General features: G+C 66.3%; 17 protein-coding genes. 8 read left to right on the top strand and 9 right to left on the bottom strand.

Features of this window, described 5'->3' with window-relative positions; translation table 11 throughout:
• Positions 1-29: 29 nt before the first annotated feature.
• Positions 30-317, bottom strand: a complete 288-nt coding sequence (locus AADH62_RS04320; RefSeq protein ID WP_341578419.1) for a helix-turn-helix domain-containing protein — start codon at positions 315-317, stop codon at positions 30-32.
• A 432-nt stretch (positions 318-749) separates the two neighbouring features.
• Between AADH62_RS04320 and AADH62_RS04315 the strand changes: the two genes are divergently transcribed.
• Positions 750-1,292, top strand: coding sequence for a MarR family winged helix-turn-helix transcriptional regulator (locus AADH62_RS04315; RefSeq protein WP_300592916.1), 543 nt, complete (start codon positions 750-752; stop codon positions 1,290-1,292).
• Here AADH62_RS04315 and AADH62_RS04310 read toward each other — a convergent pair whose 3' ends face one another.
• From AADH62_RS04310 to AADH62_RS04290, 5 genes are all read right to left on the bottom strand, one after another.
• Positions 1,293-1,721: a hypothetical protein gene (locus tag AADH62_RS04310; RefSeq protein ID WP_341578418.1), complete on the bottom strand. Its 429-nt coding sequence runs from the start codon at positions 1,719-1,721 to the stop codon at positions 1,293-1,295. It abuts the gene before it with no gap.
• Positions 1,718-2,590, bottom strand: coding sequence for a sugar phosphate isomerase/epimerase family protein (locus AADH62_RS04305; protein WP_341578417.1), 873 nt, complete (start codon positions 2,588-2,590; stop codon positions 1,718-1,720). Before AADH62_RS04305 ends, AADH62_RS04310 begins: the two co-directional genes overlap by 4 nt.
• A gap of 146 nt (positions 2,591-2,736) precedes the next feature.
• Complete coding sequence (locus AADH62_RS04300; protein WP_341578416.1) at positions 2,737-4,164, bottom strand: FAD-dependent oxidoreductase; 1,428 nt, start codon at positions 4,162-4,164, stop codon at positions 2,737-2,739.
• A gap of 52 nt (positions 4,165-4,216) precedes the next feature.
• Positions 4,217-4,594: a cupin domain-containing protein gene (locus tag AADH62_RS04295; RefSeq protein WP_341578415.1), complete on the bottom strand. Its 378-nt coding sequence runs from the start codon at positions 4,592-4,594 to the stop codon at positions 4,217-4,219.
• 10 nt (positions 4,595-4,604) lie between these two features.
• Positions 4,605-5,918: an aspartate aminotransferase family protein gene (locus AADH62_RS04290; RefSeq protein WP_341578414.1), complete on the bottom strand. Its 1,314-nt coding sequence runs from the start codon at positions 5,916-5,918 to the stop codon at positions 4,605-4,607.
• 138 nt (positions 5,919-6,056) lie between these two features.
• Here AADH62_RS04290 and AADH62_RS04285 point away from each other — a divergent pair, with 138 nt between their 5' ends.
• Positions 6,057-7,517: a PucR family transcriptional regulator ligand-binding domain-containing protein gene (locus AADH62_RS04285; protein ID WP_341578413.1), complete on the top strand. Its 1,461-nt coding sequence runs from the start codon at positions 6,057-6,059 to the stop codon at positions 7,515-7,517.
• Positions 7,518-7,531: 14 nt separating this feature from the next.
• Here AADH62_RS04285 and AADH62_RS04280 read toward each other — a convergent pair whose 3' ends face one another.
• Positions 7,532-9,052, bottom strand: coding sequence for a CoA-acylating methylmalonate-semialdehyde dehydrogenase (locus AADH62_RS04280; protein ID WP_341578412.1), 1,521 nt, complete (start codon positions 9,050-9,052; stop codon positions 7,532-7,534).
• Between the two features lie 106 nt (positions 9,053-9,158).
• Positions 9,159-9,893 carry a sulfite exporter TauE/SafE family protein gene (locus AADH62_RS04275; protein ID WP_341578411.1) on the bottom strand — a complete coding sequence of 245 codons (735 nt, stop codon included), beginning with the start codon at positions 9,891-9,893 and terminating at the stop codon, positions 9,159-9,161.
• A gap of 229 nt (positions 9,894-10,122) precedes the next feature.
• Between AADH62_RS04275 and AADH62_RS04270 the strand changes: the two genes are divergently transcribed.
• Genes AADH62_RS04270 through AADH62_RS04260 form a run of 3 tightly spaced genes read left to right on the top strand, consistent with a single transcriptional unit; the run spans position 10,123 to position 13,521 of the window.
• Positions 10,123-11,286: an FAD-dependent monooxygenase gene (locus AADH62_RS04270; RefSeq protein ID WP_341578410.1), complete on the top strand. Its 1,164-nt coding sequence runs from the start codon at positions 10,123-10,125 to the stop codon at positions 11,284-11,286.
• Between the two features lie 39 nt (positions 11,287-11,325).
• Positions 11,326-12,810 (top strand): GH39 family glycosyl hydrolase, encoded by a 1,485-nt coding sequence (locus AADH62_RS04265; protein ID WP_341578409.1) that lies wholly within the window; start codon positions 11,326-11,328, stop codon positions 12,808-12,810.
• Between the two features lie 60 nt (positions 12,811-12,870).
• Positions 12,871-13,521, top strand: coding sequence for a TetR/AcrR family transcriptional regulator (locus tag AADH62_RS04260; protein WP_341578408.1), 651 nt, complete (start codon positions 12,871-12,873; stop codon positions 13,519-13,521).
• Here AADH62_RS04260 and AADH62_RS04255 read toward each other — a convergent pair.
• Positions 13,508-15,643 (bottom strand): MMPL family transporter, encoded by a 2,136-nt coding sequence (locus AADH62_RS04255; RefSeq protein WP_341578407.1) that lies wholly within the window; start codon positions 15,641-15,643, stop codon positions 13,508-13,510. The two genes, AADH62_RS04260 and AADH62_RS04255, sit on opposite strands and share 14 nt — an antisense overlap.
• A gap of 101 nt (positions 15,644-15,744) precedes the next feature.
• On the opposite strand from AADH62_RS04255, the gene AADH62_RS04250 reads away from it, so the two are divergent.
• From AADH62_RS04250 to AADH62_RS04240, 3 genes are all read left to right on the top strand, one after another.
• Positions 15,745-16,242, top strand: a complete 498-nt coding sequence (locus tag AADH62_RS04250) for a MarR family winged helix-turn-helix transcriptional regulator (protein WP_341578406.1) — start codon at positions 15,745-15,747, stop codon at positions 16,240-16,242.
• A gap of 237 nt (positions 16,243-16,479) precedes the next feature.
• The gene (locus AADH62_RS04245; RefSeq protein WP_341578405.1) at positions 16,480-16,968 is read left to right on the top strand and encodes an SRPBCC domain-containing protein; all 489 of its coding nucleotides are present in this window, start codon (positions 16,480-16,482) and stop codon (positions 16,966-16,968) included.
• Positions 16,965-17,282, top strand: a complete 318-nt coding sequence (locus AADH62_RS04240) for a metalloregulator ArsR/SmtB family transcription factor (protein WP_341578404.1) — start codon at positions 16,965-16,967, stop codon at positions 17,280-17,282. The genes AADH62_RS04245 and AADH62_RS04240 overlap by 4 nt, the downstream gene beginning before the upstream one ends.
• Positions 17,283-17,479 lie beyond the last annotated feature (197 nt).

Here is a 17,479-nt window from a genome sequence, read left to right as displayed (position 1 = left end):
ATCCTGCGAACGGCTGCGGCGCGAGCACGTCATCCGCGCGAACGGTCGGCCCCGAGGGCGGCCAACAGCTCACCGACGGCGTGATCGCTTTCCACCGGATGCCGAAGGGGAAGGTCACTCACGCACTGATAGGTGTTGCGCCGCCCGTCTTTCTCCCTGCGCAGATAACCGCCCTCGACCAGATCGCTGACGATCTGCTGAGCCGTGCGTTCGGTGATGCCGACGGCTGACGCGATGTCGCGCAGGCGGATGCCCGGGTCCCGCGCCACCGTGATCAGCACGTGCGCGTGATTGGTGAGGAACGTCCAAGTGCCCACCTCACGAATGATACCTGACCTACAAAACGCGCGACACAACACAGGTAATTTGCTTCCGGTAATTTATTGCCTGTAATCTGCCTCGCGTGAACCCGTTCCTCCTCGCAGCTACCGCGCTCGTCCTCATCGGAGCCCTCGTCATGGCCATCGCGGGTCGCCGATCGCGACGGGCGCGGTCGGCCGGTGTCGCAGCCACCTGGTTTGCCTTCGCCCTGGCCGCAGCGTCGCTCGAGAAGGGGTCCACGTCGACGATGACGTCGTCGCGGGTCAGTGTCGCGGTCATGAGACTCCGTTGTTCCCGTCGGCATCTGCGAAATGCCGGTGATCGTGACGATAGGTTATATACGAACCGGTTTAACTGCAAACGCTCAGTTTTTGCGGCGATCCGCATAGACTTGCCCCCACGAACCGGGGCCGAGAGGATCACTGCTGATGACAGACCGATCCGCCGAGATCACAGCGCGGGCGGCGGCGAAGGGGTTGATCGTGGACCCTTTGCCGGCCACGATCGACCGCGACACCTACACCCCCGCTCTGCTCGGATTACTCAGCAACCTCCTCGTCTGGGGCGGTTCCCGGGTCTTCCACCACCTGCACGGCGTGGGGACCAACGAATGGCGCCTCATCAGCGCGTTGGGCAACCACCCGGGGGCGACAGCTGCCGAGTTGTGCGGCATTCTCGGAATCAACAAGTCCGTCGCATCCAAGAGCGTGAACGCTCTGCTCGATCGCGGAATGATCGAGCAGCTCAACGGCCCGCGGGGCTCGCGCTTTCTCTACCTGACCCCCGAGGGCGCGATCGTGCACGATGACTTCATGCCCGTCGCGCTCGAGCGCCAGGCGATTCTGCACGAATCGCTGAGCGTCGACGAGGTGCGCCAGCTCAATGCACTCCTGGTCCGCATGCTGGACGCCGAATCGTCGCTGCAGGAATACGAGCGCCGCATCCTCTCAGCCCCGCCTCCGGAGCGCTGATCACTCGGCGACGACGCGCACCTCGAGCCTGCCGAAGTCGGCACCGGGGACATAGTTGTACAGGAACAGCGCATCGGACTCGGCGGCCAGCTGCGTCTGGAACACGCCGGCCTCCTGCTGCCCGGACAGCGTGACGAACGCCTGCTCGGGTGCTTCTTCCCCGCCTCCCGGCGCTGCGATCCACAGCGTCTGCTCGTGGATTCGCACGCCCACGAGCGGAACCGTCAGCGCACCGTCGTGGGCGCGCAACACCACGGAGCCGCTGGCCCGCAACTCGCCCGAGGACTGTCGCTGCGCGGGAAGCGTGACTCCGACCGCCGGGTCGAAGGACGCACCCCCGGTCGCGACGACCTCGAAACCAGGATCCCGGAGCATATAGCCCACGAGCGAATCCCTGAGCTGCCAGCGGATCACGACAGACTCGGTCATCGCAGGCCCCCTCTCTCGGCTCGTCCTTCGCCGACGGCGCGGCGCAGAAAGTGTGCACTCTCGCGAACCAGGTCGGTGCGGCTGACGTCCAGATCCGTCCAGGTCCGGAGCCGATCCGCCACGGCGGGGGGGAACCATGAGCGGGAGAAGGCTTCGAACGCAATCGGTCCGTCGAATCCCGCCGCGACGGCGGAACGCACGAGCGCTGCCACATCGAGGCTCCCGGCATCCAGAGCTCCGCGACCTGCCTGCCCGAACTCGAGGATGCCGAGACCGTCGCCCGCGCGGATGACCGCGTCGTGCGGCGAGGCCTCCTCGATCATGACGTGAAATCCGTCCAGGTGCAGACTCGGCTTCGCCGGGGCACACAGGTCACGGAACGCGAGAGCCTGGGTGACGGTGTTGAGCGCTGAGCACTCGTAGCGGTTGAGCACCTCGACGCTGACCTCGATACCCCCGGCAGCCGAGCGGGCCGCGAACTCGCCGACGGCCTCGGCTGCCCACGCTCGCGCGTCGGAGCTCCAGACCGATGACAGTCCGTACGCTGCGTAGGGCACACCCGTGATGTGATTCGCGCCGAGCACGTCGGCTGCCTGGAGCGCGGAATCGAGCAGTGCGCGACCCGCGCGTCGCTCGTCGGCATCGGCGCTCGAGACATCTGCCCCAGGACGCTGGACGACGAAGACGATGGCCTGCAACCCGCGCGGCCGCAGCGCCTCCCGCAGCGCGCGCGCCTGCTCCCGCGAAACCCCCGGCGGGAGCCCGACGGTGTCGAATCCCGCGTCCGCGATCACCCCGAGCGCGGCATCCCGCTCGGGGTGCTCCAGGTCTGCGACCAGGGTGTTGATGTGGCAGCTCAGCACATTCACGATCAAGGCCTCCTCGCCCGTCGCCGCCCCGGGTCGAAGGGGGCGACCTTCCAGAGTTTACATACGAACGGTCGCGGCATCCGCGGACTCGTGCCGTCGATGCGAGCGGGTGCGCCGCACTACTCGCGGGCCCTCCTGCTACCCGACTACGAATCGAATCCCACGCCGAACAGTCCTGCGAGCTTCAGCAGAATCCCGTCTTTCCCGCCGTTGCGGTCCGACTTTGCTACGGCTCTGCGCATCATTTGGATGAGGGGGTAGGCCAAGGGCTCCGGCGGAATCGGGATCGGGAGCCGGCGCGACATCTTCAGCCTCGTGCGGTCGGTTTCGCGACCCTCGAGCAGGTCGAGCATGACATCAGCTCCGAACCGCGTTGCTCCGACACCGAGCCCGGTATATCCCGCGCTATAGGCGACGCGTCCGCCGCGAGCCGACCCGTGGAACGCGACGAGCTGGGTGGACATGTCGATCGCGCCACCCCATTTGTGCGAGAACCGGATGCCGGACAGCTGCGGGAACGTGCTGTAGAAGTGGTCAGCGAGTCGCTCGAAGGTCTCAGAGCGCTGATCCTGCGCCGCCTTTACGCGCCTGCCACGGTGATAGACCGCGTCATAGCCGCCGAACAGAATCCTGTTGTCGGCCGACTTTCGGTAGTAGTGGAACTCACGCGACGAGTCGGTGATTCCGTGACGCTCGGTCCAGCCGATGGCGGCGAGCTGGTCGGTGCTCAGCGGCTCGGTCATGAGCACGTAGTCGTAGATCGGTACCGTGAACAGGCGCAGTTCGGGCAGCAGGGATGCGAAGACGTTCGTGGCAAGAGCCACCCGGCTCGCGCGGATCTCACCGTGCGCAGTCTGCGCGACCATGACATCGCCGTCGGTGCGCAGGCGGGTCACCCGCGTGTGCTCGGAGATCTCGACGCCAAGACGCTCGGCGGCCGCAGCGAGCCCCCACGCGAGCTTGGCGGGATTCACGTAGGCGACGCCGTCGGTTCCGAACATCCCGGCACGGTAGAGGGGGGAGTTCCCCCGCTCGCGAAGGCTCTCGCCCTCGAGGAAGGTCTCGTTCGCGGAGTGCTCCGCGGCCTCTCGAAGCCAGCGGATCTGATGAGGCTCGGTGGCCACCGTCAGGACGCCGGTCTCCTCCCACTCTGCGTCGATGCCATACCGCTCGATCGCCGCGCGGATCTCGGCGAAGTTCTCGTCGGCGAGCCGGTTCAGCACCGGCATCTCGTCAGCGAAGTGCAGCTCCCCATTCTCCGGTCCGTGGGTGAGGCTTGCTTCGCAGAAGCCACCGTTTCGGCCGCTCGCAGCCCAGCCGATGCGGTTTCCCTCGACGAGGACGACACGCCGCTTCGGGTCGCGCTCCTTGGCGATCAGTGCTGTCCAGAGCCCGGCGAATCCCCCACCCACGACGAGCAGATCGGTGGACACCCGCCCCGAGACCGCGCCGCGTGGATCGGGACGATCGGGGTTGTCGAGCCAGAACGGGGTCGTGGATGCCTCGGCCAAGGCACCACGAATGGCGCCGAGGTCAGTGCGGATCTCGTGGCCATACGCCGTGGGAGCGCTCATCGGCATCCTCTTTCGGTGGTGGTCGAAGACCCAGCCGCGGCCGCGCGGCGGATCATGGTTCCGGCTCGATATCCCGCAGGATGTAAACCTTTCGAAGCCCCACAGGCACGTGCCACCGCGTCAGCATCCCCGTCTCGAGCCGGCACAGGGAGCCAGCTCGCAGCTCGATCGTTCGCGTGACCTGTCCGTCCTGCCCAACGAGTTCGACAGTCGCCTCACCCGAGACGACGACGAACACCTCATCAGCCTCGATGTCGCGCATCGAACCGGCAGTCATCTCCCAGATTCCGACCGTGGTGTCGCCGACCACAGCAACATCGATGAAGCCCGTGCTGGGTTCTCCCTCGAGTCGAAGATCCTCGGGAACCGAAACCCCCGCCACATCCACAGCCGCGACGTCGAGCGGTTGGAAGGGCGCGAGCCGTGTCATCGCTGTCTCCTCAGCCGAGGCGGCCCAGCGCCGCGTCGATGATTGTGAGGCCGCGGTCCAGCTCCGACTCGGTGACAACGGCCGGCGGCACGACATGGAGCCGGTTCTCGGCGAAGAAGCCGAGCAGGCCCTGGTCGAGAAGATCCTTCTTGAGGGCTGCCATCCGGTCGGCGCCGAGGGGCTCGCGCGTCTCGCGGTCGGCGACGAGCTCGACGGCCCAGAAGACACCGCGACCGCGCACCTCGCCCACCACCGCATGACGCTCGGCGATCTCGCGCAGGCGCGGGCCCAACACATCCGTTCCTATGCGGGCCGCGTGCTCCACGATCTTCTCGTCCGCCATCGCCTCGATCGTCGCGACCGCTGACGCAGCGGCAAGCGGATGACCGGAATACGTGAGGCCGCCGGGGAACACCCGGTCATCGAACGTACGCGCGATCGCATCCGAGATGACCACGCCTCCCAGCGGCACGTACCCGGAGTTCACGCCCTTCGCGAAGGTGATCAGGTCGGGCGTGACATCGAAAGCGTCGAACGCGAACCACTCGCCGGCGCGCGCAAACCCCGCCATCACCTCATCGAGGATCAAGACGATGCCGTAGCGGTCGGCGATCTCGCGGACTCCGGGGAGGTAACCGGGCGGCGGAACGAGCACGCCGGCGGTTCCGGGGATCGTCTCGAGCAGAATCGCTGCGATGGAGTCGGGGCCCTCTGCCTGGATGGTTCGCTCGAGGTGGCGGAGCGCTCGCTCGCTCTCCTGGTCAGGAGTGGTGGCCCAGAACTCCGTGCGGTAGAGGTAGGGCCCGAAGATGTGCACGTGCCCGCGCGAGAACTCGTTCGGAATACGGCGCCAGTCGCCGGTGGCAACGATCGCAGCGCCGGTGTTGCCGTGGTACGAGCGGTAGGTGGAGATGACCTTGTCACGCCCCGTGAAGAGCCTCGCCATCCGGATCGCGTTCTCGTTCGCGTCCGCGCCGCCGTTGGTGAAGAACACCTTCGTGAAGCCCTCGGGGGCACGCTCGAGGATCAACTCAGCGGCGCGCGCACGAGTGGCGTTCGCGTGAGCCGGCGCGACTGTGGAGAGCTGCGCCGCCTGCTCCTGGATGGCCGCGACGACCCGCGGATGCTGGTGGCCGATGTTCACGTTGACGAGCTGGCTCGAGAAGTCGAGGTAGCGGCGACCGTCGACATCCCAGACCTCGCTGCCGCTCCCACCGGCAAGCGGCAGAGGAGCGAGGGATCGTTGCGCGGACCAGGAGTGGAAGACGCTCGATCTGTCGCGTTCGCTGATGCTCGCGTTCGTGTCATCGGGAGTGAGAGCCATACGCCTAGTGTGCTCCGCGAAACCGGCTCGCGTCGTTCACAATTGTCGTACTGCGAACTCTTCGATCGACAGATTGGCACGACAATTCCGACGACACTGCGCTCCCTTCTTGCTGTTCGGGCGTTCGGTCTGCGCGCCGTGGGCGAGCTTGATGCTGCTCACCTCGACCGGACCATCTCGTGGGTTCACAACTCCGACCTCCCCGATCCCACGCCATGGCTCGAACCCGGGCAGCTCCTGCTGACCGACGGCGGGCAGTTCGCCGGACCGACTCCGACCTCTCCCGAGGACTACTGCCGCCGGCTCCAGCAGCGCGGGTTGGCGGGATTGGGGTTCGCCACCGACATCATCCATCCGGCGGTCCCCACCCAGCTCATCGACGCCTGCCGACGCCACGAGATCCCCCTCATCGAGGTGCCCGGCACGACGCCGTTCATCGGCATCATCCGACACGTCGCGGATGCCGAGGCCGCCGACCGGAGCGCGAGACTGTCGTGGACACTGGAATCGCAGCGCGCACTGGCGCGGGCAGCTGTGCGCCAAGACGGCCTGCGTGCGATTCTGCGAACCCTCTCCTCCCGGCTCGGCACGTGGGTCGCGCTTTTCGATGCGGCCGGACGGCCGCTCAGCCTCCCCGGAATCGCGGAGGTCCCGGAAGACGTCGAGTCCGCGGTCGCGGAGCAGGCGCGGATGCTGCTGCGCAAGTCGACACCGGCGAGCATCCGCGTCGCCGAGCCCCATGCTGCGACGCTGCAGACGATCGGTCAGAGCGGGCGACTCGGGGGCGTCCTCGCCGTGGGCGCCGACACCCCGCTTGATTCCGCGCACAGCGATCTCGTCGAGTCGGTCATCGCCCTGGCGAGCATTGCGCTTGAGCAGCAGCGAGCAGTATCGGACGCGCGCCTGCGGGTGCGGACCGGGGTCATCGAACTGCTGCTGGCCGGCCGCTCAGAAGAAGCTTCCCGCTCAGCGACGGCGCTGTGGGGACGGATGCCGACACCGCCGCTGCTGGCCGGTCAGGTCGTCGGGTTCACCGGCAGTCAGTCACTTCTCGACGAGCTTGAGCTTTCCGCAACGGCGGAACCGGGCATCCTCTTCTTCGCCGAACGTGAGGAGGACCTGCTGATCCTGGTCGCTCGCGACGGGCTCGCGGGGATAGCCGATCTGCTGCAGAAACATGACACCGCCGCAGGCTTCGCCGAGCTCCATCGATGGGAAGAACTCGGCCGCGCGCTGGCCGAGGCAGCCCATGCCGCCCGACAGTCGAGCGAGCCCGGGGTCATCGAGTTCTCCGAAATTGCCGACAACGGTGTGATCGGCATGCTGCGAAACAACGGCGGTCCGCTCGTCGCCAGCCGCATGCTCGCGCCGCTCGATCAGCTAGCTCCGGCGCACCGTGAACGTCTGCTGACCGCCGCTACCGCGTGGTTCGCCGCCAACACCGCATGGGACCCAGCTGCCCGCAGCCTCGACATCCACCGACACACTCTGCGCGCCCGCATCGATGAACTGGGCGAACTCCTCGGCCTGGATCTGTCGACCTTCGATGGTCGCGCTCAGCTATGGGCGGCGATGGAACTCTCCTCCGCCGAACGATGAGCGCCGACGCGTCCTCAGATGTTCTGCGGGAAGCCGAGGTTGATTCCGCCGTGCGTGGCGGGGTCGAGCCAGCGCGCGGTGATCGCCTTCTCGCGCGTGAAGAAGTCGAACCCGTGAACGCCGTAGGCCTTGGCGTCGCCGAACAATGACTTCTTCCATCCACCGAACGAGTGGTACGCGACGGGAACCGGGATCGGCACGTTGATGCCGATCATGCCGACCTGCACCTCGTTCTGGAATCGTCGGGCTGCACCCCCGTCGTTCGTGAAAATGGCAGTTCCGTTGCCGAACTCGCCTGAGTTGATCAGCGCGACTCCCTCTTCGAAGCTTCCGACCCTCACAACCGACAGCACAGGACCGAAAATCTCCTCGGTGTAGGCACGGCTGGTGGTCGGAAGGCCATCGATGAGCGTCGGTCCGAAGAAGAATCCGTCCTCGTGTCCGTCGACGACCAGCGAGCGGCCGTCGACGACGATTGTCGCGCCGTCAGCCTCGGCGATGTCGACATACCCAGCCACCTTCTGGCGGTGCTGGTCGGTGATGAGCGGGCCCATGTCGGGTTCCGCGTCGCCAGCCTGGGCGCCGTTGCCGACGGTGAGCCGCGCGATGCGGCCCGTGATCTTTGCGATGAGCTCATCCGCGACAGGCTCCACGGCCAGCACCACACTGATCGCCATACACCGCTCACCCGCTGCGCCGTAGCCGGCATTGACTGCCTGGTCGGCAACGAGGTCAAGATCGGCATCCGGCAGCACGAGCATGTGGTTCTTGGCCCCACCGAGCGCCTGAACCCGCTTGCCGTTACGGGCGGCGGTCTCGTAGATGTACTGCGCGATCGGCGTGGAACCGACGAAGCTGATGGACTCGACGGTGGGCGAGTTCAGCAGCCCGTCCACGGCCAGCTTGTCGCCCTGCAGGACGGTGAAGGCGCCGTCGGGAAGGCCCGCTTCCTTCCACAACCCCGCGAGCCAGAGCGCGGCCGACGGGTCCTTTTCGCTGGGCTTGAGAACGACGGCGTTGCCAGCGGCGATGGCGATGGGGGCGAACCACAGCGGCACCATCGCGGGGAAGTTGAAGGGGCTGATGACACCCACGACACCGAGGGGCTGCTTGAGGGAGTAGACGTCGATTCCGCTCGAGGCGTTCTCGGAGTACGCGCCCTTGATCAGGTGCGGAAAACCGGTGGCGAGCTCCACGACCTCCTGGCCGCGCAGGATTTCACCCATCGCGTCGGAGAGCACCTTGCCGTGTTCGGCGGTGATGATCGCCGCGAGCTCCGGCTTGCGCGCGTTGAGCAGCTCACGGAAGGCGAAGAGCACGCCCTGTCGCTTGGCGATCGACCACGACGACCACTCCTCGAAGCCGCGTCGCGCCGAGGCAATGGCGGCGTCAGTTTCGGCCTGGTCAGCGAGCCCGACGTTAGCTGCCACCACGCCGGTAGCGGGGTTGAAGACGGGGGCTGTGCGGCCGGATGTCGACGCCGTCGGTGCGCCGTCGATCCAGTGCGGGATGGTCGGGAAGTCGAGTTCAGCCATGCCGTCAGGTTAGGTCACCTGCCAGGACAAACCGATCGACAATCTGTCACGGCAGACCGGCGCGGATGCCACACCGGCACGCTCGACCGTCGGTCGGTGACGCGGCTCAGATCAACAGGTATACGGCTCCCACGACAGTCAGGACGATCACGATCTGCTCGAAGAGGCGTTGACTGATCACAGCCGCTATCCGTCGCCCAACCAGGGCACCGATGACCACCGCGGGCACGAGGATCAGATCGATCAGCAGACCGTGTGGCGTGATGAGCCCGAGGCCGATCGAGAAAGGAACCTTCGCGACATTCACCGCAGCGAAGAACCAGGCTGCGGTCCCGAGAAAGACGTGCACCGGAAGCCGAGCGGCCAGGAAGTACATCGACATCACGGGTCCGGCGGCGTTGGCGACCATCGTCGTGAATCCGCCCATCACCCCGTAAAAGCCAGCTGCCACCACGCCTGGTGCCGCGTCGGCATCCGTGCGGGATCGCCGCCAGAGGGTGACAGCGATGACGACAAGCAGGATGACGCCGATCGTGCGCCTCACCCACTGATCCGACGCAAAGGCGAGGAAGAGCGTGCCCACCAAGATCCCAGCGATCACCGTCGGGATGAGCCGCAAGAGAGCCCGAACGTCGGCGTGACGCCGGTAAGCGAGCAGCGCCAGAGCGTCACCCACGATGAGTAGTAGCAGGATCGTCCCGGTGGACTGCTTGGCCGGGAGTGCTGACGCGAAGAGAACCACAGCGATGGTCCCCGCTCCCGGCAGCGCGGCCTTCGACAGTCCGATAATGACCGCGCCGGCCGCAAGCGCGACCCACGCGAGCGCGCTCAGTTCGGGCACGGCAGGTCTTCAACGGTCACGATCGGCACGCTACCGGAGGCTCGCGCCCTGCACGTCGCATCCGTGGCGGGCGCAGGTGCATGCCGGGAACTCCTCACTGCACGCCGAAGGGCCCCTCTTGCGCGTCGCCACGGGAGTCGGTACATTTCGAATCCGAACCATAGCTCGGATTCGAATATTCGCGCTGCGTATACGCGCGCAACCGACGGCCGCTCAGAGAGGAAACGCCATGGCAGAACCGATGAAGATCCTGATTGTCGGCGCCGGCATTGGCGGCCTGACCACGGCCTCGGCCCTTGCACGAATCGGCGCTCACGTCGACGTCATCGACGTCAAGCCCGACAACAGCGTCGCCGGGGTCGGCTTCGGGCTGCGGATCAACGGATTGCGGGCGCTGCGAGAGATCGGCCTGCTGGATGACTTTCTGAAGCTCGGGCACCCTGCTCCGGGGATCGACAACTACGACGCCGAGGGCAACTTCCTGAGCAACATGAGCTACGGCACGCAGGACGAAGGCCTCCCGGGGTGCGTGACGATGGCACGAGTTGCCTTCCTCGAGATGGCTGCCCAGCATGCCCTCGACAACGGCTGCACTATCCGGATGAGCACGACCGTGACGAATCTGGAGCAGGACGAGAACACCGTCTCCGTCACCTTCAGTAGCGGTGACCGCGGCGATTACGACCTCGTCCTCGGCTTCGACGGCATCAACTCGCAGATTCGACAGGATCACTTCGGCGAGAAGTACGCTCCGCGGCCGGTGGGCGGTGTCGCGTGGCGCGCTGCCCTTCCGAACCGGCGCAAGCTCTTGCAGCCGATCATCTGCCAGGGGTATGGCGGCAAGATCATGCTCACTCCCCTGTCAGAGGACGCGATGTACATGGTGCTCACCGTGGCCGAGGAGGGGCGCCCCCGCTACGACTCGAACAAGATGGCCGAGATCATGCACGATCGCGCCGTCGCGCTCACCCGCGGATCCGAGTTCCTCGCAGACGCGCTCGAGGACGTTCGTCATTCCGAGAACGTCGCGTACACGCCCTACTCGACAGTATGGGTTCCGTATCCGTGGTTCCGAGGCCGCGTCCTGATCATGGGTGACGCCGCGCACGCGATGACGCCCTACCTCGGATCCGGCGCAGCGATGAGCATCGAAGACGGAGTCGTCCTCGCCCAGGAACTCGCGAAAGATCAGCCCCTCGTCGACGCGCAGATGAACGTCATGAAACGTCGCCTGCCGCGCGTGCGAGCCGTCCACGATCGCTCGATTGAGTCGATGCTCGAGGAGTTCGACTCGGTGACGCCGGAGACCTACCGCGCTCGCGTCGATTATCTCCGCCACGACGAGCCCATCGCGAACGAGTACGCCAACCGCCTGCTGCGGATGCCGTACTGAGCGCCCCGCATCCACCCCGTCACAACCGAGGAGACCCGCGTGTCGCATCCTGACGAATCGTCCCCTGCTGCCACCGCCACACCCACCGCTGATTCTTTACACCGAACGTTCATCATCGACGCCGCCGACGAGAGCGCCTTCCGTGCGCTCAACGGGGTGGGAGGCATCCCCGGACCTGTCGACGCCTACCCCCAGTTCCCCGACATGACGCCCCTGTGGCGTGAGGGGGGAGTGACGGTGGTGCGTTCCTTCGACTGGCTGTCGCGCCTTGACACCCGCAACAACCCGACGAGCCTCTTTCCCGACTGGGATGCCGATGTCAACGACCCTGCGAGCTACAACTTCGCAGCCACCGACCAGTGGGTGGAGGCGGTGCACTCCATCGGGGCGCAAGTGATGTTCACTGTCGCAAGCTCGATCCCCTCGAACAAGCTGCCTGCAGAAGACCTCGAGGTATACGGACAGGTCGTCGAGCACATCGTGCGTCATTACTCGCAAGGGTGGGCCGGGGGCCCCGCCACTCCCATCCGCATCTATGAATTCGGCGACCAGCCCGACTTCGGGCCGCTGCACTTCGCGGGAGAACCCGAAGAGTTCTACGAGATGTACCGGGCGTTCTGCGAGGCGGTGCACCGCGTCGATCCGTCGCTGACCGTCGGGGGCCCGGCTACCGCGTTCCCTCTCGACGGCGACGCACCCTACCGCGAGGGCTTCCTCGAGTTCGTGCGCACGAACGATCTGCCGCTCGACTTCTTCTCGTTCCTCTGGTTCACCGACGGAAGCCGCGACCCACTGGACTTCCGATACGTGTCGAATCAGCTGCGCGCGCTTCTCGACCGTCATGGCTTCACCGACACCGACCTGACCCTCAGCTACTGGAACTACCTCGCCGTTCCCAGTAGCACCGCGCCCGCGGCCGAGAAGGGAGCGTTCCAGGCAGCCACGGCGATCTACCTGCAGGACACGGTCATCGACCACGCGTTCTTCTTCCGCGCTGACAGCGGGCTCGACCCTCACTACGGCTTCGTCGATCCCGCCGGGGTAGGAGCTGCCGATGGCAGCCCCGACGAACGCTCTCGCGCGCTCGCGATGGCCGGGCGCGCGCTGTCGGGCAGGCGGCTTGGCGTCACCGGCGGAGACGAATCCGGGCTGGCTTGTGCAGCAAGCCGCGACGGAGATGTCGTGCGTGCGCTTATCGCCAACTATGTCGCCCCCGGCTCGGCGCTGGCACCGCGGGCGGAGGACCGGTTCACGTTCCGCATCCCGATCGGGGAGCATCGCATCGAGCTCGGCCTCACACTCCCCCCGCAACGTGGTGAACTGGCGTCGGCGGGAGTGACCTCGGCCCGCATCCAGGTCACGAACCTCCCGTGGGCAGAACGCTCCGTCAGCGTCACACGCACGTCGGTGTCAGGAGCTGTCGACGGGCCTTACGACGCGGTGGTCTCCGAGACGGGCGAGATCGAGGTGGACCTCGACCTCGCGCCGCAGTCGGTGTTCCTCGTCGAGGTGGAGGCGCGGTAGACCCGCCGCCGGCTGGTTACACTCCCGACGAGGGAAGACGACGCGCGAAACGGAGCGAGGATGGCGACACGATCGACCGTCAACGGGGTGGCCGAGCCCAAGCAGCGACGCAGCCGAGACTCCTTCGCGAAAGTACGCTCCGCGGTGCTGCAGCTTCTGCAGGAGCGCGGCAACGGCCAGTTCTCGATCGCCGAAGTGAGCGCGGCTGCTGGCCTGTCGGTTGGCACCATCTATGGCCGAGTGTCGAGCAAGGCCGACCTGCTGCGAGTGGTGCAGAACGAAGAGTTCGATCGCCTCGATGCCGAGACCAGGGATCGTGTCAGCGCTGCCGGGCTGGGAGCAGCAACGTTCGAGCAGGCCGTGACATCGGTCGTCACCGCGTACGCCGAGCTGCTGCGACAGAACCGCGAACTGCTGTCGCCGTTCTTCCTCCTCGGCGTTGAGGACCCCGCCATCCGCGACCGCGGCCGGCAGTCCGGCGACGCGGGCCAGGCAGTCTTCGTTCGCGCCATGTTGACCGCCGCCGAGGAGCACCATGTCGAGTTAGCCGCAGCGCGCGCGGACTGGGCTTTCGAAGTCTTCTACAGCTTGAGCATCCACTATCTCGGCCTCGGTGTCGCGGCAACGGTCAGTCCCGAGGACAACTACGACTGGAACGACGTCCTCGGACGTCTCGCCGACACCGTCCACCTGATCCTCACATCGAGCTGACGGCCACGCCCTTCGTCTCGGGCGCGGAGTCAGCGGGAGCCAAGGCATCCGCACCCTGCTCCCGGGCCTGCGCGTCGGTGAGGGTCGGCTTGCGCGGCCACCAGAACCGGTCTTTCGCAATGAAGGCCATCGCCGGCACGATCACGGTCCGAACAAGCAATGTGTCGATGAGCACGCCGATGCACACGATGACGCCGATCTGCGTGAGCGTGATCAGCGGCAGCACGCCGAGCACCGCGAATACCGCGGCGAGCAGGATGCCGGCACTGGTGATCACCGCGCCCGTTGCTGCGAGCGCGCGAATCATCCCCTGGGTGATGCCGAGGTGCTCTGCCTCTTCCTTTGCCCGCGTGACGAGGAAAATGCTGTAGTCCACACCGAGAGCCACCAAGAACAGGAAGCTGAACAGCAGCACGTTGTTATCAATCGCGGGGAACCCGAACAGCGGCGTCTGGAAGAGCCACCAGCTCGCACCGACAGCCGAGAAGTAGCTGATGACGACAGCGACCAGCAGCAGCACCGAGGCCAGCAGCGCCCGCAGCAGGATCATGAGCACGATCAGCACGAGGACGAGGATCAGCGGGATCAGCAGCGCCTGATCACGAGCCTGGGCGTCGGCGACATCAAGAGCCTGAGAGTCAAGGCCGCCCACGAGCGCCTCGCCCGAGCCAACCCCGTCGAGCTCACTGCGAATGCGCTCGATAGTGGCGAAGGCTTCCTCCGTTTCGGCGCTCGCACCGAGCACGACGTCGATCCGCACGAGATCTCCTGACTCCTCGCTAACGGCGGCGGAGTCAACGCCGTCGGTGGATTCGAGCGCTGCGACGGTCTCGTCTGCCTCCTCGAGCGGCGCCACGACGAAGGCCGGCGAGGTCGCACCGGCCGAGAAGGCATCGGCCAGGATCTCTTGCCCCTGAACGGCTTCGGGCTTCTGCAGGAACCGGTCGTTCTGCGATAGCCCGGTCTGCACGAAAAGCAGGCCGCTGGCGAGCACGCCCAGCACGGCGACACCGGAGAGCGCGACGACGACCGGTCGCTTCGAGACCGCGCGGCCGAGCTTCCCCCACGGGCTGCGGGAGATCGCATCCGGAGACCCGAAGCGAGGGATGTAGGGCCAGAAGAGGCCGCGGCCGAACAGCACGAGAGCTGCGGGAAGCACGATGAGCGCGAACGCCATCGCCACGACGATGCCCACCGCGCACGCGAATCCGAGAGCGCGGTTGCCCGCCAGTTCACCCAGCAGCAGCGACGCGAGGGCAAGTGCAACTGTCGTGCCGCTGGCGATGATCGCTGGCCCAGCCCCGCGCAGGGCCCGACGCATGGCCTCGCGGCGGTCCTCATGCAGTCGCAGTTCATCGCGGTAGCGGGCGATCAGCAGCAGCGCATAGTTCGTTCCGGCGCCGAAAACCAACACCGACAGGATGCCGGTGATCGAGGCATCCAGTGTGATCCCGACCGCTGCCGCGACCTGCCGGGCGATGATGCCGGCAGTGGCGTCTGCGACACCGATGACTGTCAGCGGCACGAGCCAGAGCCAGGGGCTGCGATAGGTGACCAGAAGCAGCACTGCCACGACGATGACGGTGGTCAGAAGCAGCGTGAAATCTGCGCCAGCGAAGACGGCGGCGATGTCGACCTCGAAGCCTTCGGCGCCGGTCAGGTAGACCCGCACATCCTCACTCAGGCCAGCGGATGCCGCGTCCCGCAGCTCCTGTGCGCGCTCCGTCTGTGCCGCGACATCAGCCTCGGGCTCGAGCAGCACGACGAGGAAGGCTACCGCCCCGTCGTCAGAGACCTGGGCCGGCGGCACGAATCCGTCGGGAGTGAACTCAGCCAGCTCGTCGAAGGCTTTCGCGTTGATCTCGGCCAGGTCCTCGTCCGAGAGTTCTCCACTGTCCGAGGCGAACACCAGGATCGCCGAGGTCGAGTCGGCGCTGGGGAGCTCCGCGAGAAGGGCCTGGGCGCGAACCGACTCTGCCGAGTCGGGCAGCCCGACTGACGGCGCGGTGTCGGACTCCTCACCGCCAGCCAGGGCGAAGACCCCACCAACCGCGAGGACGGCGAGGACCAGCACGATCCAGGACGTTCGCGCGGCAGTGATGAAGCGAAGGAAGGCATCCATGGTCGTCCCCTTGTCCGATGTCGACTGCGCTGTCGCGCTCGATATTAGCTAGCTAAGCTAGTTACACGAGAGATTACAGTAAATGAGAGTACGCTGGGTACATGAATCCAGCGGGGGGCGATGCCGAGGGCGAAGGAGGGAACCCGGAACCGTCGCGACCTGCGCCTCAGGTGCACCGCGCCACCGAACTGCTTCGCGACCTCACTGACGCGACCGACCTCTTCCGCGAATCACTCCAAGAGGACCTCACGGTCAACGCGACAGACCTCGCGGCGATGCAGCATCTGCTGACCAGTGGCCCGATCGCACCGACCGGGCTTTCCCGCCTCCTCGGCATCTCCACCACGGCGACCACCACGGCCATCGACCGCCTGGTCGACCTCGGCCACGTCACGCGCGAACCTCACCCGAGCGATCGGCGCAGCATCCTAGTCGTGCCGAGCGAGACGTCACGAGCGCGCGCATTCGAGCTGATGATTCCCGTCCTCGCTGAGCTGGAAGCGGTGCTCGCGGATTTCTCGGACGAAGAGCAGGCAGCAATCACGGCGTATCTCGAACGCGCTGCTGCCGTCTACCGGGATCACGCGCAGCGGGAATGATCCCCGTCTCGCGCCGCGTGCACAGATCAGCCCACCACTCAGTCCTTCACCGAGCCGGGATAACACGCCTCGAGAGCATCCGCCCTCTTCATGAGTTTTACTGCAACTATTCGGTTGCAATACGCAGGTTTAATCTGCAACCATATAGATGCAGAAATGGCCAGGAATGCTCACCGAGAGGAGAGGCCGTCTCGTACTGGCGAGTATTCGCCTCGAACACCTAGCGAAGGAGAACGCATGACCACCCAGAACCCCGAGGCCGTCGCCGACGTCGAAGCCCTCACCGTGCGTCGGCGCATCCGCATCGCGGCGCCTCGCAGGGCGGTGTGGATCGCCATCACCGACCCTGAGCACATCTCCCGATGGTTCGCCCCGACCGCTCTTGACGCACGCGGAACTGGCACCATCGCCTTTCCCGATTACGGCGCCGTACCTTTGCGTGTCCTCTCCACCGACGAGCCGCGGTCAATCACCTACCAGTGGAACAACGACGACGCGCTCGGCTCCGTGCCAAGCGCCTTCGACGAGGCCACCGCGACGACGTTCACTTTCACGCTGAGCGAGACGGAAGAGGGCGCGGAGCTGGAGGTCGTCGAGAGCGGATTCGAGCGCACGCACTCGCCAGCCGACAACGTCGCCGCACACCGCCAGGGGTGGACCCAGGAGCTGGACAAGCTCGTCACCCTCCTCGAGGACGGGATCAGCATCCTCGAGGCGCAGTCGTGACCGCCGCGACACTCGTGCCCGTCTTCGCGGCTCTCGGCCACGACACGCGGTGGTCGATCCTCGCTGCGCTAGGAAACGGGGAGGCATCGGCATCCGTGCTCGCGACGACTCTGCCCGTGACGCGACAGGCGATCGCGAAGCACCTCGCGATACTGAAGGACGCGGGCCTCGTGGAACCGGTGCCCGCTGGTCGTGAGGTTCGCTACCGCGCCCTCGGGAGCGAACTCACGGCCGCGGCGCGCCGCCTCGAGGAGATCGGCATCGCCTGGGACCGGCGCCTCGCCGAGATCAAGCGAATCGCCGAGGAGTTGTGACGCGACACGGCGGAGCGTGCGCGACGTGGTGATCGGTGCTGGACGCGAGGCAGAAGTGACCCGACCGTCCCGCGGATCGGTGAATGACAAAGGCCCCGATTCCCGCGTTATTCCGCGGATCTCGGGGCCTTGCGCATGGCGGTGACGGTGGGATTTGAACTATTGCCGGATCGGATGTCGGGGGCCGACTTCGAGGC

It is taken from the genome of Microbacterium schleiferi (assembly GCF_038150145.1).
In the GTDB taxonomy this organism is placed as follows: domain Bacteria; phylum Actinomycetota; class Actinomycetes; order Actinomycetales; family Microbacteriaceae; genus Microbacterium; species Microbacterium schleiferi_B.
This window is presented reverse-complemented; position numbering and strand designations above follow the sequence as displayed.